General features: G+C 61.5%; 10 protein-coding genes and 3 pseudogenes. 11 read left to right on the forward strand and 2 right to left on the reverse strand.

The window, feature by feature from the left end; all coding sequences use genetic code 11:
• Positions 1–135 precede the first annotated feature (135 nt).
• Genes VEZ38_RS04075 through VEZ38_RS04085 form a run of 3 tightly spaced genes read left to right on the forward strand, consistent with a single transcriptional unit; the run spans position 136 to position 5,460 of the window.
• Complete coding sequence (locus VEZ38_RS04075; RefSeq protein ID WP_324892066.1) at positions 136–1,578, forward strand: NAD-dependent malic enzyme; 1,443 nt, start codon at positions 136–138, stop codon at positions 1,576–1,578.
• The gene (locus VEZ38_RS04080; RefSeq protein ID WP_324892067.1) at positions 1,565–4,267 is read left to right on the forward strand and encodes a family 78 glycoside hydrolase catalytic domain; all 2,703 of its coding nucleotides are present in this window, start codon (positions 1,565–1,567) and stop codon (positions 4,265–4,267) included. Before VEZ38_RS04075 ends, VEZ38_RS04080 begins: the two co-directional genes overlap by 14 nt.
• Positions 4,264–5,460, forward strand: coding sequence for an MFS transporter (locus tag VEZ38_RS04085; RefSeq protein WP_324892068.1), 1,197 nt, complete (start codon positions 4,264–4,266; stop codon positions 5,458–5,460). Before VEZ38_RS04080 ends, VEZ38_RS04085 begins: the two co-directional genes overlap by 4 nt.
• On the opposite strand, the gene VEZ38_RS04090 is transcribed toward VEZ38_RS04085, so the two are convergent.
• Positions 5,445–6,350, reverse strand: a complete 906-nt coding sequence (locus VEZ38_RS04090) for an SDR family oxidoreductase (RefSeq protein WP_414694655.1) — start codon at positions 6,348–6,350, stop codon at positions 5,445–5,447. The two genes, VEZ38_RS04085 and VEZ38_RS04090, sit on opposite strands and share 16 nt — an antisense overlap.
• A 184-nt stretch (positions 6,351–6,534) precedes the next feature.
• Here VEZ38_RS04090 and VEZ38_RS04095 point away from each other — a divergent pair, with 184 nt between their 5' ends.
• The 5 genes and pseudogenes from VEZ38_RS04095 to VEZ38_RS20585 all read left to right on the forward strand — a co-directional run.
• Entirely contained in the window at positions 6,535–8,604 is a 2,070-nt protein-coding gene (locus VEZ38_RS04095) for a bifunctional aldolase/short-chain dehydrogenase (protein ID WP_324892070.1), read from the forward strand.
• Positions 8,605–8,661: 57 nt separating this feature from the next.
• Positions 8,662–9,945, forward strand: coding sequence for an L-rhamnose isomerase (gene rhaA, locus VEZ38_RS04100; RefSeq protein WP_324892071.1), 1,284 nt, complete (start codon positions 8,662–8,664; stop codon positions 9,943–9,945).
• Between the two features lie 129 nt (positions 9,946–10,074).
• Positions 10,075–11,550 carry a rhamnulokinase gene (gene rhaB, locus VEZ38_RS04105; RefSeq protein ID WP_324892072.1) on the forward strand — a complete coding sequence of 492 codons (1,476 nt, stop codon included), beginning with the start codon at positions 10,075–10,077 and terminating at the stop codon, positions 11,548–11,550.
• A gap of 19 nt (positions 11,551–11,569) precedes the next feature.
• Complete coding sequence (locus tag VEZ38_RS04110) at positions 11,570–12,334, forward strand: DeoR/GlpR family DNA-binding transcription regulator (RefSeq protein WP_324892073.1); 765 nt, start codon at positions 11,570–11,572, stop codon at positions 12,332–12,334.
• 381 nt (positions 12,335–12,715) lie between these two features.
• Positions 12,716–12,952: pseudogene (locus VEZ38_RS20585) on the forward strand (heterodisulfide reductase-related iron-sulfur binding cluster); the annotation flags it as partial.
• A gap of 132 nt (positions 12,953–13,084) precedes the next feature.
• Here VEZ38_RS20585 and VEZ38_RS20590 read toward each other — a convergent pair.
• Positions 13,085–13,132: pseudogene (locus VEZ38_RS20590) on the reverse strand (hypothetical protein); the annotation flags it as partial.
• Between VEZ38_RS20590 and VEZ38_RS20595 the strand changes: the two are divergent.
• The 3 genes and pseudogenes from VEZ38_RS20595 to VEZ38_RS04125 all read left to right on the forward strand — a co-directional run.
• Positions 13,121–13,456 (forward strand): annotated as a pseudogene (locus VEZ38_RS20595) (heterodisulfide reductase-related iron-sulfur binding cluster); the annotation flags it as partial. The pseudogenes VEZ38_RS20590 and VEZ38_RS20595 sit on opposite strands and share 12 nt — an antisense overlap.
• The gene (locus tag VEZ38_RS04120; protein ID WP_324892075.1) at positions 13,443–14,960 is read left to right on the forward strand and encodes a LutB/LldF family L-lactate oxidation iron-sulfur protein; all 1,518 of its coding nucleotides are present in this window, start codon (positions 13,443–13,445) and stop codon (positions 14,958–14,960) included. The pseudogene VEZ38_RS20595 and the gene VEZ38_RS04120, both read left to right, overlap by 14 nt.
• A complete protein-coding gene (locus tag VEZ38_RS04125; protein WP_324892076.1) occupies positions 14,953–15,669 on the forward strand; it encodes a lactate utilization protein in 717 nt (238 codons plus the stop codon). Before VEZ38_RS04120 ends, VEZ38_RS04125 begins: the two co-directional genes overlap by 8 nt.

Here is a 15,669-nt window from a genome sequence, read left to right on the forward strand (position 1 = left end):
GATGGGCGTTTTTCATTCCTGTCCAGATAGTCATGAAAGTGCTTGGAACGTAATGAATTGTTACGTTGGCGGCGAAGGGACCCTCTACTACTATTGACATTGAGAGTACGTCCATCGGAAAAGGGGAGCCGCAGCATGCAGGAGGATACGTCGTTCATCATACGCGTAAAGCTCGATAAAACCAGAATCACCTTCGGAGAGACCGCATTCATCATCGGCAATCACGGCGGCGACGTCGTCGCCGTGGACGTCATCGAGCCGGGGGAACCGGCGGATGTTCGCGATATTACGGTGCGGGCGGCGGCGCCTGGCTCGACGGACGAAATCGTCGGGGCCATCGAACGGACGCCGGGGCTTACGCTCGTTCATCTTTCCGATCGAACCTTCCTTCTTCACCTCGGAGGGAAAATCGGCATCGCGCCTAAGGTGCCGATAAAGAATCGCGACGATCTCTCGCGCGTGTATACGCCTGGGGTAGCGAAGGTAAGCATGGCGATTTGGAAGAACCCGGAGCTGTCCTACAACTTAACCATACGCAAAAACACGGTCGCCGTCGTATCCGACGGGACGGCGGTGCTTGGGCTCGGGGATATCGGGCCGTATGCGGCGATGCCCGTCATGGAGGGCAAGGCCATGCTGTTTAAGCAGCTCGCGGACATCGATGCCTTCCCGTTATGCCTTAACACGAAGGATCCCGACGAAATCGTTCGAATCGTTCGGGCGTTGGGTCCGAGCTTCGGCGGCATCAATCTGGAGGATATTGCCTCCCCCCGTTGTTTCGAAATCGAGAAGCGGTTGATCGAGGAGTTGGATATTCCGGTGTTTCACGACGATCAACACGGCACGGCAATCGTCGTCCTGGCGGGTCTTCTGAATGCGCTGGCTTGCGTCGACAAGAAGCTGGAGGACGTCAAAATCGTCGTTTGCGGCATCGGGGCCGCGGGGATCGCATGTACGGAGCTGTTGCTAGAAGCAGGAGCGAGGAACATTATCGGGGTAGACGTGGAGGGGAGCTTGCACCAAGGAAGAGCTTATGGATTGGAGATTTGGAATGAATACGCAAAGAAGACGAATCCCAATTGCGAAAGCGGGACGCTCGCGGACGTGATCGACGGGGCGGATGTGTTCATCGGCCTCTCGCGGCCCGGCGTATTAACCGTCGAAAATATTTTGCGGATGGCCCCCGATCCGATTGTTTTCGCGATGGCGAATCCGGTGCCCGAAATATCGCCGCAGGAGGGCAGCCGATACGCGAAGGTTTTCGCTACCGGACGCTCGGATTATCCCAACCAACTAAATAACGTATTGGCTTTCCCGGGCGTGTTCCGCGCGGCATTGGATTGTCGGGCTCGCGCGATCAATAAGCGGATGGAAATTGCCGCTGCGTATGCGATCGCGTCCGTCGTCGCGCCGGAGGAGCGCAATCCGCAGTACATTATTCCCGGGGTTTTCAACGATCGGGTGGTTCCGGCCGTTCGCCGCGCCGTCGTGGCGGCGGCCATCGAGAGCGGTCTATCCGGAAAGACGCCTCGCGACTTTAGAACAAGGGAAAGGGGGTGCGAGAATGTCGGCGATTAGGCCTACACAATTAACGGTTGAATATGAAACGTCCCCTCCGCTCGGCTTGGATACGCCGCGGCCGGTCTTGGGCTGGCAATCCGTCGGAGAGGGTTATGGACTTGTGCAGCGCGGTTACCGAATTTCGGTAGCAAGCAACCCGGAGCGTCTGACGGAATCGCCTGCGGATATGTGGGACACCGGGTACGTCGAATCCGATCGTTCGTCCGGGATCGCCTATCGCGGAAAACCGCTCGAATCCGGAACGCGGTACTACTGGCGGGTGCGCGTATGGGACGGCGATCGCTGCGCATCGGGCTGGAGCGCCGTTCATTCCTGGACGACAGGGCTGTTCCGCGGCGAAGATTGGCAGGCGAGCTGGATCGGCAATAAGGCGTATGCTCATCCGGGCCCAGCGCCGCTCCTGCGAAAATTATTTTACCTGGACGATGGCAGATCCGTAGAAAGCGCCTTTCTCTTTGCGACTGCATTGGGCGTGTATCGAATTCGCATCAACGGCAAGGACGCCGGAGACGGCAGGCTTACGCCGGGGTGGAGCGATTACCGCTCCCACGTTCGCTACCAAACGTACGACGTAAAGCATCTTTTGCAAGAAGACGCGAACGCGATCGGCGCGACGTTGGGATCGGGATGGTATGCAGGGCATATCGCTTCCTTCGGTTCAGGCCACTACGGGAATACGCCGGCATTGCTTGCCCAGCTTGTGATTCGTTATTCGGACGGGAAGCTGTTGCGCATTGTTACGGATGAAACTTGGAAGGCTGCCGACGGCCCGATCCGGGAAGCCGATCTGATCCACGGGGAGACGTACGATGCGCGTCTCTTGCAAGCGGGATGGGACGGCCCGGAATTTGAGGATCGGCATTGGAACAACGCCGACGTGCTGCCGGCTTATTCGGGCACGTTGAAGGCCGATATCCAACCTCCGAATCGAATCACCGAAGACATCATTCCGGTTTCGGTGAAGAAGGCGGGAGACGGCCGGTACATTTTCGACATGGGTCAAAATATGGTGGGGCATGTCTTGTTGAAGACGAAGGGGCCTGCAGGCGCCCGGATACAGCTACGCTTCGCGGAGATGCTTACCGGCTCCGGAGAATTTTATACCGACAATCTACGAGCAGCAAAGCAAACGGACGTGTACATCCTTCGCGGAGAAGGGGAGGAACGGTACGAGCCGTCCTTCACGATTCACGGGTTCCGTTATGTCGAAATGACTGGATATTCGGGAACGCCCCAGCTCGACTCGATTTTAGGCCGCGTCGTTCATTCCGATATGAGGAGGACGGCAGAAATCGAAACCTCGGACCCCTACGTCAATAAGCTGGCCGCCAATATCATATGGGGTCAGCGGGGCAATTTCGTCAGCGTTCCAACGGATTGCCCCCAACGAGACGAACGGCTCGGATGGACCGGGGACGTGCAAATCTTCGCCCGGACTGCAAGCTACAACATGCTCACTCGCAATTTCTACAAGTCTTGGCTGGAGGATCTGCGAGCTTGTCAAATGTCGTCAGGCGCGATCCCTGATGTTGTGCCGGATGTGGATGCCTTCCATGATTGGGTTCGTACGATCGGCATGAAGGGCCACGGAACGGCGGGCTGGGGCGATGCGGCCGTGATCGTTCCTTGGACGATGTATCTTGTCTACGGAGATCGAACGACATTATGCGAGTCTTACGATTCGATGACGAAATGGATGGAGTATCTCGCCGCAAATAGCGTGAACGGCCTGCGACCGGAAGAAGGATACGGGGATTGGCTCTCGGTGCGCGCGAATACGCCAAGGGACGTGCTCGCAACGGCTTATTATGCATATTGCGCCAAAGTAATGGGGAACATCGCGGCGGCTCTCGACCGTACGGAGGACCGGGATCGGTATTCCCGCCTCTTCGGCGAGATCTCCGCCGCATTCGCGGACGCTTACATTTCACCAGACGGTAAGATAAAAGGGGATACCCAGACGGCCTACGTTCTGGCCTTAACCATGGGTCTAGCTCCGGAGAACCTGCGGCAAAGGATGGCCGGGCATCTCGCGGCCGACATTATAAGCAGAGGAACCCATCTCTCTACCGGCTTCCTTGGCGTCGGCTATCTTCTGCCCGTATTATCCGAACACGGGCATCATGAATTGGCCTGCAGAGTTCTTCAACAGATGGATTACCCTTCTTGGCTGTATTCGATCAAGCACGGGGCGACGACAATTTGGGAACGATGGGACGGTTGGACCGAGGAAGCCGGCTTTCAAGACGAACGTATGAATTCCTTCAATCATTATTCGCTGGGCTCGGTCGGGGAATGGCTGTATAGATATTTGCTCGGAATCGACCTGGTGGAATCGGATCCAGCATTCCGAACGGTTCGGATCCAACCGAGACCAGGAGGGACGATCACCCGCGCTTCAGGCGTATTTCGCAGTATCCACGGCGACATCTCCGTCGAATGGTGCATTCGGGAAGGACGCTTCGAATGTTCTTTGCGCATTCCGGTTAATGTCAATGCGACGGTGCATCTGCCTGGGCGGCTCGAGGACATCTCCGAAAGCGGGTATTCGATCCTGCGTTCCCGGATGTCGGAAGTTTCAGGAATGCTATGCGCAGAGAGCGAACAGGCGGGAACGACGTTGCGGATCGGTTCGGGATCTTATTTCTTCTGCGTTCCTTGGAACGAGTGCTCCGCTCCGCGATGAGTAGAGCGAATGTAACCATTTGGACGCCGACCTTCGTTTCGTTGACGTGTATCGGGTTCCTCACCGCGCTATCCTTCTCGATGCTCATCCCGACGCTTCCCCGGATCGCGTTGGACGAACTGCAAGCGAAACCGAACCAGTTGGGTTGGATCTTGGGGTTGTTTACAGCGAGCGTGTTGTTGTCGAGGGTTTGGATCGATCGCTTCACCCGTTCGTTCGGTAGCGGAAAACTGCTGGCGGCGTCCACAGCTATGTTGGTCGCGGTCATGGCCTCTTACTTTTTTGTTACGAATGTCGGTCTTTTGTATCTAGTTCGGGTTGCTCATGGAATATGCTTCGGGCTGATTACGACATCCACGGCGGCGATGTCGATCGGCTTGGTTTCGAAAGAACGGAGGGGCAAAGCCATAGGGTACTATGGAATGGCTCAGGCGTCCTCCATGGCTGCTGGACCTGTTGCGGGAGAAGCATTGATGTCGCATTCCCCCAATTTCTTGTTCTTTTCATTACTGGCCTTCGTCAGCCTCTCGTGGTTCCTTGCTGTCTTTGCGTATAAACGCTATCCGCGCCATCGCCGGACAAATAACGTAGCGATCGGGAAAAGCCGTTGGTTCGAGAGGAAGGTCATTCCGGCGGCGGCACAGATGTTGTTTCTCGCCACCGTGTTTGGCTGTGTTCTGTCCTATCTTTCCGTCTATGCGGAAATGAAAGGCTTGGGCGAATGGACGGGGGCCTATTTCCTGTGTTATGCCTTGTCTCTGTTTTTCATCCGCCCGTTATCGGGAAGATGGGCCGATTCCCCTTGGGTCTCGCATTCGGTCTGGGGCGGGTTGGCTTCCATGGCGTTGAGCCTTTCTTTCTTGGTTATGGAAACGGATGTTGCAGGCTTTTTGCTGTCCGGCATGTTCCTCGGGATCGGCTTTGGCATCTGCCAAACCGCGTTGCAGGCGATTTCCCTGAGGGACGTGCAGGCGGATCGATACACCGCCGCTACGGGCACGTTTTATTTATCGCTGGATCTCGGTTTCAGCTTGGGGGCAATCCTGTTCGGCGGATTGACCGCTACCTTTCCGATCCCGATACTATTCCAATGGCTTTTTTTGGCAATCGGGATTTCTGGGGGGCTTCTGATGTTCTCCCAGAGAGCCGGACGGCGCCGCCGCGCCCGCCCGCTACCCTACGAAGACGTATAGTCGCCGCCGTTGACGTGAATCGTCTGGCCGGTCGCGTACCGGGAGTCGTCGCTCGCGAGATATACGTATGCCGGCGCGATCTCGAACGGCTGCCCGGCGCGCCCTACCGGCGTATCCGTCCCGAACGTCGCGACGCGGTCCTCGGTGAAGCTCGCCGGAATGAGCGGCGTCCATACCGGACCCGGCGCGACCGCGTTGACGCGGATGCCGTCGCCGGCGAGGTTCCGCGCGAGCGACCGCGTGAACGCGACGATCGCGCCCTTCGTCGCGGCATAGTCGATCAGCGTCTGCTCCCCCTGATACGCCGTGATCGAGGCCGTGTTGACGATCGACGCGCCGGATTTCAGATGCGGCAGCGCGGCCTGCGTCATAAAGAAGAACGAGAAGACGTTCGTGCGGAACGTCAGCTCGAGCTGCTCCTCCGTAATGTCCGCGAGCTTCTCCTGCGGAAATTGGACCGCGCAATTGTTCACCAGCACGTCGAGACGGCCGAACGCGCGCACCGTCTGCTCGACGACGGCCTCGCAGGCGGGCTTGAAGCGCAAGTCCGCGCGCATCGCGAGGCAGCGTCGGCCGAGCTGCTCGACGCGCGCCTTCGTCTCCTCGGCGTCGAAATCCTCGTACAAGTACGCCAGCACCACATGGGCGCCCTCCTTGGCGAACGCGACGGCCGTCGCCCGGCCGATGCCGCTGTCGCCCCCGGTGACGATCGCGACGCGGTCCCGCAGCTTGCCGCTGCCGACGTAGCCGGGATTGTCGTAGATCGGGCGCGGGTTCATCAGGTACTCCAGGCCGGGCTGCTGCGTCTGCCGCTGGGGCGGGAACGCAATCGTCTGCTCCTCGGTGACGGTCGTCTTGCCGTAAGGCGGGTATTCGGGATACATGCGCATCGAAGCCTCCATCTCGCGAATTCCGTTGATAACGGCATCTTATGCATAGGCGTATGCCCGGGGTGCCTGGGCGGCGAAGGCGGAAATAAATATTTTCCGAAACGTCTTCAAAACCAAACAAAGCCGTGTTACTATAAAAACAACAAAAACAAAAACGAACAAAGAAAACCGGAGGTATTCCCACATGCCGCAAAATCTTTGGCAGCAAGAGCAAGCCGCGAAGCTTCAGCCGGGCCTCGCCGAACTCGTTTATCGTTCCAATCTTCTCGGCACGGACCGCTCGGTAGCGAACTGGGGCGGAGGCAACACGTCGATGAAGACCGTCGTGAAAGATTTCCGCGGCCGCGACGTCGAAGTGATGTACGTCAAGGGAAGCGGCTCCGACCTCGGCACGATGCAGGCGAAGCACTTCACGGGCCTGCGCATGGACGACATCCGTCCGTTGATCGAGCGCGACGCGATGACGGACGAGGAGATGGTCGCCTATCTCGCGCACACGATGATCGACGCGAAGCATCCGCGCGCCTCCATCGAGACGCTGCTGCACGCGTTCCTGCCGTTCAAGCACGTCGACCATACGCATCCGGACGCGATCATCTCGCTGTGCTGCGCGGACAACGGCCGGCAAATCGCGGAAGAAATATACGGCAACCGCTTCGTATGGGTGCCTTACGTGCGTCCGGGCTTCACGCTGTCGAAGATGATCGCCGAAGGCGTGCGGAACAACCCGAACGCGGAGCTCGTGTTGATGGAGAAGCACGGTCTCGTCACTTGGGGCGAGACTTCTGAAGAAAGCTATCATAAAACCCTGCAAATTATCGGCGAAGCGGAGCGGTACATCGAAGCGAAAGTCGACGACGCGAAGCTGTTCGGCGGCAAGAAGTACGACGCCCTCCCGGAGGACGAACGCAAGAAGGTGCTGGCGCGCATTATGCCGATCGTGCGCGGCGCGGTCAGCGTCGAGCGCAAGATGCTGCTGACGTACGACGACGCCGACGACGTGCTCGCGTTCGTGAACGGCCGCGATTCAGCCAAGTTGTCCCAAGTCGGGGCGGCCTGCCCGGACCACCTCGTGCACACGAAGATGACGCCTTGCTTCATCGATTGGGATCCGACGACGGGCGACGTCGACGCGCTCATCGCGCAGGTGAAGGCCGGCATCGCGGCGTACCAGAAAGAATACGCGGCGTTCTTCGAGCGGAACAAGAACGAAGGCGACCAGATGAACGAGACGTCCCCGCGCGTCATCCTCATCCCGGGCGTCGGCATGATCAACACGGGCAAGAGCTGGGCGATGGCGCAGATCAGCGGCGCGCTCTACCATCGGGCGATCGCGGTCATGCGCGGCGCGACGGCGCTCGGCGAATTCGTATCCTTAAGCGAAAACGAATCCTTCAACGTCGAATACTGGCCGTTAGAGCTGTATAAGCTGACGCTCGCTCCGCCGGAAGCGGAATTTTCCCGCAAGGTCGCCTATATTACGGGCGGCGCGGGCGGCATCGGCAGCGAGACGGCGCGCCGCCTCGCGTCCGAAGGCGCGCATGTCGTGCTCGCCGATCTGAACCTCGAAGGCGCGCAGAAGGTCGCCGACGAAATTAACGCGAAGTACGGCGAGCATCGCGCGATTCCCGTGAAGGTGGACGTGACGAACGAGGAGCTCGTAGCGGCGTCCTACGACATCGCGGCGCTCAACTACGGCGGCGTCGACATTATCGTCAACAACGCCGGCCTCGCGACGTCGAGCCCGTTCGATCAGACGTCGCTTAAGGAATGGAACCTGAACATGAACGTGCTCGGCACCGGCTACTTCCTCGTCGCCCGCGAAGCGTTCAAGCTGATGAAGGCGCAGGCGATCGGCGGCTCGATGGTGTTCATCGGCTCGAAAAACTCGATTTACGCCGGCAAGAACGCAACCGCGTACAGCGCGGCGAAGGCGCTCGAGGCGCATCTGGCGCGCTGCATCGCGTCCGAGGGCGGCGAGTTCGGCATTCGCGTCAACACGATTCTCCCGGACGCCATCCTGCAAGGCTCGGCGATCTGGAACTCCAACTGGCGCAACGAGCGCGCCGCGGCGTACGGCATCGAGCCGGATCAGCTCGAGGAATATTACCGCAAGCGGACGACGTTGCTCGTGAACATTTTCCCGAGGGATATCGCCGAAGGCGTCGCGTTCTTCGCCTCCTCGAAGAGCGAGAAGACGACGGGCTGCATGCTGACGATCGACGGCGGCGTGCCGGCGGCGTTCACCCGATAAGACGTACGCCGAGACGCTCGGCGTCGGAATGACAAACGGAAGCGGAGGAATCGAACGATGCAACCATCCATTCAGAAGAGCTACGAGGCGGCGAAGGAGCTGTACGCGGCGCACGGCATCGACACGGAGCAGGTGCTGAAGAAGCTGTCGTCCATTAAAATTTCCATGCATTGCTGGCAGGGCGACGACGTACGCGGCTTCCTGTTTCAGGATCAAGAGCTGTCCGGCGGCATCGCGGCGATCGGGAACTACCCGGGCGCGGCGCGCACGCCGGCCGAGCTGCGGTCCGATCTCGAGAAGGCGTACTCGCTCATCCCGGGCAAACATAAGCTAAACCTGCACGCGATTTACGCGGACACGACCGAGAAGGTCGACCTCGACGCGCTCGAGCCGAAGCATTTCGCTTCGTGGGTCGAGTGGGCGAAGGCGAACGGCCTCGGCCTCGACTTCAACCCGACGTGCTTCTCGCATCCGAAGTCGGCCGACGGATTCACGCTGAGCCACCCGGATCCCGCGATTCGAAAGTTCTGGATCGATCACTGCAAGGCGTCCCGGAAAATCGGCGCGTTCTTCGGCGAGCAGCTCGGCCAGACGTGCGTCACGAACGTGTGGGTGCCGGACGGCTACAAGGACGTCCCGGCCGATCGGATGGCGCCGCGCCAGCGGCTGAAGGACGCGCTCGACGAAGTGTTCGCGGAGAAGCTGAACCCGGCGCATAACCTCGACGCGGTCGAAAGCAAGCTGTTCGGCCTCGGCTCCGAGGCGTACGTCGTCGGCTCGCACGAATTCTACATGGGGTACGGCCTCCAAAACAATAAGCTGATTTGCCTCGACGCGGGCCATTTCCACCCGACGGAGACGATCTCGAATAAGCTCAGCTCGATCGCGTTGTTCGCGGAAGGTCTCCTGCTGCACGTCAGCCGCCCGATGCGCTGGGACAGCGATCACGTCGTCACGATGGACGACGAGCTGCTCGACATCGCTCGGGAGCTCGTGCGGGGCGACCTGCTCGGCAAGACGCACATCGGCCTCGACTTCTTCGACGCGTCGATTAATCGCGTCGCGGCGTGGGTCATCGGCACGCGCAACACGATCAAGGCGCTGCTGCGCGCGATGCTCGAGCCGGTCGAGGCGCTGCGCGCCGCGGAGCTCGAGGGCGACTATACGACGCGCCTCGCGCTGACCGAGGAGTTTAAGTCGTATCCGTTCGGCGCGGTATGGGATTACTACTGCGCGACGCAGGGCGTGCCGGTTCGCGAAGCGTGGCTCGCCGAAGTGAAGCGGTACGAAGCGGACGTGCTGTCGAAGCGCGGGCAAGAGGCGCCGGCAGGCGCGAAATAAAGCGGCAAGTGCGCCGAGGGGACGCGGGCGACGCGGTTCCCTCGGCGTGCGGCGTTGCAGGCGCGAATGCGCCTTGCGGGCGTCGGCCAAGGCGTACGGTATGGGAAACTAGCGTAGGAGGAAGCGGGCATGAGCGTATTGGCGTTCGACCTCGGCGCGAGCAGCGGACGGGCGGTAGCCGGGCGGCTCGAAGGCGGCAAGCTGGTCGTCGAAGAAATTCATCGGTTTCCGAACGACCCGGTGCAGGTCGGGGGACGGTTGTATTGGGACATCCTGCGGTTGTATCATGAGATCAAACAGGGGATTGTCAAGGCGCGGCAGCGCGGGCTCGACATTCGCAGCGTCGGCATCGATTCCTGGGCCGTCGACTTCGGCCTCATCGGCGCGAACGGCGAGCTGATCGCGAATCCGTACCATTATCGCGATCACCATACGGACGGCATGATGGAGGAGACGTTCGCCAAGCTGAGCAAGGCTTCCATCTATGCGAAAACCGGACTGCAATTTCTGCAATTCAACACGATGTACCAGCTTGCCGCGCTCGCGAAGGCGGATTCGCCCGCCCTCGCGGCCGCCGACAAGCTGCTCATGATTCCGGATTTGCTGCGGTATTTTCTTACCGGCGTGATGACGGGCGAATACACGAACGCGTCGACGACGCAGCTGCTCGGCGCCGTCTCGCGCGACTGGGACGACGAGCTGCTGGCCGGCGTCGGGGTGAAGCGCTCGCTGCTGCCGGCCGTCGCTCAGCCGGGCACGGTCGTCGGACCGCTGACGCCTGCCCTCCAGGAGGAGCTGCTCGTCGGGCCGATCCCGGTCGTAACGGTCGCCGAGCACGATACCGCGTCGGCGGTCGTCGCCGTGCCGGCGCTGGACGCGGATTTCGCGTACCTCTCCTGCGGCACGTGGTCGCTGCTCGGGACGGAGCTCGATCGGCCGGTGCTGACGGAGCAGGCGCTTGCGTGGAACTTTACGAACGAGGGCGGCATCGGCGGCACGTACCGGCTGCTGAAGAACATCATGGGCCTCTGGCTCGTGCAGGAGTGCAAGCGCGCTTGGGATAAAGCCGGCGGCGCTTCGCATTCGTTCGCCGAGCTGGCGGCGCTGGCGGCTGCGGCGCCCGCGCACGCGGCGTACATCGATCCGGACGACGACAGGTTCCTTAATCCGAGCGATATGCCGAGCGAGATCCGCGCGTACTGCCGCGAGACGGGGCAGGCCGTCCCCGACACCGAGGGCGAGGTGATCCGCTGCGTGCTGGAGAGCCTTGCGATGAAATATCGCCTCGTGCTCGAGCGGACGGAAGCGCTGGCCGGCAAGACGTTCGGCGGGCTGCACATCGTCGGCGGCGGCATCCAGAACGAGCTGCTGTGCCGCCTGACGGCGAACGCGATTCGCCGCCCCGTCTGGACCGGGCCGGCCGAAGGGAGCGCGATCGGCAACGTGGTCGTGCAGCTGATCGCCGCCGGCGATATCGCGGGGCTGGCCGAAGGCCGCCGCCTCGTGCGCGACTCGTTCGGAATCGCGACGTACGAGCCGGAGGACGCGGAGACGTGGGCCGCGGAATATGAACGTTTTCTCCGAATTGTGAAATTGACTTCTTAGAAACAGGGAGGTTCGGCCGATGCTGTTGGCGGAACGGTTGCAGCGCATCGTCGATCTCGTCAACGAGCGCAAGAGCATACGCGTCTCCGAACTGAGCGAGCTGTGCGCCGTGACGGAGGAGACGATTCGGCGCGACCTCGACAAGCTGGAGGCGGAGGGCAAGCTCGCCCGCACGCACGGCGGGGCGGTCAGCCTCGCGGAGACGCGGACGGAAGTGCCGTATTACGAACGAGAGGTCGCCTTCGGCGAGGAGAAGCGCCGCATCGCCGAGGAGGCGGTGAAGCTCGTCCGGCCGAAGGATCGGATCATGCTCGACGCGAGCACGAGCGCGTGGTACGTCGCGAAGCAGCTGCCCGACATGCCGCTGACGGTGCTGACGAATTCGATCAAGGTCGCGATCGAGCTCGCGAACAAGGAGAAAATTCAGGTCATCTCGACGGGCGGCATTTTGCTGAGCGGTTCGCTCTCTTACGTGGGCCCGCTCGCCGAGCGATCGATCGACCCGTACCACTTCGATCGGCTGTTCCTCTCTTGCAAGGGCGCGCGCGTCGATCGGGGGCTCAGCGAGTCCAACGAGCTGCAAGGGGTCATGAAGCAGCGCATGATCGACGCGGCGGAGGAGGTCGTGCTGCTCGCGGACCATTCCAAGTTCGACGTGCAGGCGTTCACGCATGTCGCCGGCTGGGACCGCATCGACCGCGTCATTACGGATGCGGGCACGCGGGCGGCAGACGTGGCTCGGCTGCGCGAGATGGGTATCGACGTGACGCAGTTAAGTTCATGAATATGGATGTTGCTCTGCCCCCTGAGCGCTATACGCTCGGGGGCTTTTAACATACGCCCAAATGATAGGGGCGACACTTGAACAAAAAGTGCAGCTATTTTTTCTTTGCGGCAGGGATGAAAGCGCTTAATCGGACTACGCCTCTGCGACGGTGCGAGCGGAGCTTATGACTCAGCCGACATTGCACGGATGGTGCGAATGCTCGCAGCCGCCGTTCCGAACAGCACGACGGTGAAAGCGTCTAGGGCTTCGATGACCAAATTCGCCGCCAGCTGCTGTTGTTCCGCCGCCAAACGTCATTTTTGTCTTTACGACCCGCAACATGTCTGATAAGCTGATAAGTATGTAACTTACATCCCCGAAGGGTGGAACCGCAACGTTATGAAAGCGTCCTTATTTATTACCTGCGTCAGCGACGCGGTGTATCCTCGCGTGGGCGAGGCGATGGTGCGGCTGCTCGCGCGGTACGGCGTCGCCGTCGACTTCCCGGCGGCGCAGACGTGCTGCGGCCAGCCGGCGTTCAACAGCGGCTACTGGGACGAGGCGCGCGCCTCGGCGAAGACGCTGCTCGAGGCGTTCGACGACAGCGACTTCGTCATCTCGCCGTCCGGTTCGTGCACCGGCATGATTCATCATTATTTTCCGAAGCTGTTCGAAAACGACCCCGTCCTGCTCGCCAAAGCGAACGCGCTGGTCGCCAAAACGTACGAGTTCACGCAATTTCTCGTGCAGGTGCTCGGCGTCGAGGACGTCGGCGCGTCGTTCCCGCACAAGGTGACGTATCACCCGTCGTGCCACGGCAGCCGGCTGCTCGGCATTAAAGACGAGCCGGCGGCGCTGATGGCGAACGTGCGCGATATGGAGCTCGTCCCGCTGCCGTTCGCGGAGGATTGCTGCGGCTTCGGCGGCACGTTCGCGGTGAAGATGTGCGATATTTCCGGCGCGATGGTATCCGAGAAGACGGATCACGTGCTCGAGACGGAGGCCGAGGTGCTCGTCGGGCTCGACATGGGCTGCCTCATGAACATCGGGGGCAATTTGCGGTACCGCGGCAAGCCGGTGCGCGTCATGCACCTCGCGGAGCTCTTATACGAGGGGGTGTCGGCCGTTGAGTCACGCTAACGCGCACGGATCTACGGTGAAGGAGCGCGCGGACGTCGCGCTGAACGACGAGTTTCTGCGCAAGGCGGTCAAGTTTACGACCGAGCGGCTGCGCAACGGCAAGAAGGCGGCGTCCGCCGAGCACGGCAACTGGGACGAGTGGCGCGAGCGCGGCCGGCAAATTCGGCTGCATACGATCGCGCATCTGGACTACTACTTAAATACGTTCATCGAAAATGCACGCGCCAACGGCGTCCACGTCCACTTCGCGGACACCGCCGCCGAGGCCGTCGAGATTTCGCTGACGATCGCGAAGAACGTCGGCGCCCGCTCCGTCGTCAAGTCGAAGTCGATGGTGAGCGAGGAGCTGCATTTGAACGCGGCGCTCGAGTCGATCGGCGTCGAGTCGATCGAGACGGATCTCGGCGAGTACATTATCCAGCTCGCGAACGAGACGCCGTCGCACATTATTATTCCCGCAATTCACAAGAACCGCTACCAAATCGCCGAGCTGCTGTCGAAGGACGCGGGCTATACGCTCGAGCCGGAGACGACGGTGCTCGCGGGCTTCGTGCGCAAGAAGCTGCGCGAGAAGTTTCTCGAGGCGGACATCGGCATGACCGGCTGCAACTTCGCGATCGCGGAGAGCGGCAGTATGGTCCTATTCGAAAACGAAGGCAACGCCCGCATGGTCACGACGGTGCCGAAGACGCAAATTACGCTTATGGGCATGGAGCGCATCATCCCGACCTGGGACGACCTCGAGGTGATGGCGACGCTGCTGCCGCGTTCGGCGACGGGCCAGCGGCTCACCGTCTATATGTCCGGCATTACCGGCCCCCGCCGCGCGGAAGACGGCGACGGCCCCGACGAGATGCATATCATCATCGTCGACAACGGCCGGTCGCTGCAACTCGGAGATCCGGAATTCCAAGAGCTGCTGAACTGCATTCGCTGCGGCGCGTGTTTGAACGCGTGCCCGGTGTACCGGCACATCGGCGGCCACGCGTACGGCGGCACGTACAGCGGCCCGATCGGCGCCGTGCTGACGCCGGCGCTGCAGAAGAACGTCGCGGAGTGGGACGACATCGCGAACGCGTCGAGCTTGTGCGGCGCGTGCTACGAGGCTTGTCCCGTGAAAATTCCGCTGCACGATATGCTTGTGTATTTGCGCCGCCGCAAGGCGGAGAGCGGGCACGGCGACCCGCTGGAGAAAATCGGCATGAAGGGCTTCTCGGCCGTAATGGCGAACGCGTCGCGGTTCCGCGGCGCGGTGAAGCTGGCGAAGCTCGGTCAGCCGCTGCTGGCGCGGGACGGCGTCATCAAGGCGAAGCTCGGTCCGCTGAAGGGCTGGAACTCGTATCGCCATGCGCCGACGATCGCGAAGGAATCGTTCCGCGACGAGTGGCCGACGCTGTCGGCCGAGCTGCGCGAGATGGCCGCCGCGAAGGCGGACGCCGCGCGGAAGCGGATGGAGGCGGCGCTCGCGAAGCGCAAGGAAGGAGGCGGACACGGCCATGACTAACGACGTGTTGAAGCGGCTCGAAGCGCAGTCGCTGTCCAAACAGAAGGACTTCATCGGAAACATCGCGAAGCGGCTCGGCCGCCCGGTCGTGACGGAGCGGCCGAAGCATCCGTATCAGGGCGCGCCGGCGTTTTGGAACGCGTTCGATCTCCCGCTCGAGGAGCGAATCGCCTTGTTCTCCGAAAACTGGGGTAAAGCGGGCGGCCACGTCGTGCGGCTGGAGACGATGGACGACGCGAAGGCGTGGATCGTCGGCAAGGCGGCCGAACTCGGGGCGAAGCGGCTGCTGCGGCAGCGGCAGGACGAGCTCGACGCGCTCGCGCTCGAGGCCGCGCTGCCGGAGGCGGAGGTCGTCGCTTGGGACGAACCGCCGATGGAGGACCGCCGCGCGGTCGCGGCGGGCGCCGACATCGGGCTCGTCGTCGTCGACCGGGCGGTCGCGTACACGGGCTCGCTCATGGTGACGTCGTCGGCGCGCAAGGGGCGCTCCGTCAGCCTGCTGCCGACGGCGCTGTTCGCGATCGTGCCGGTCGAGCGTCTGGCCACGCGGCTCGGCGAGGCGCTGCGGCCGCTCGATGCGACGCCGCGGGCGCAGCTGCCCGCCGGCGTGCATTTCATCTCGGGGCCGAGCCGCTCGGCCGACATCGAAAACGACCTGACCATCGGGGTGCATGGGCCGGGCGTCGTTTTCGCGATATTGGTGGGGTGA

The organism is Paenibacillus sp., assembly GCF_035645235.1.
GTDB lineage: Bacteria > Bacillota > Bacilli > Paenibacillales > YIM-B00363 > Paenibacillus_AE.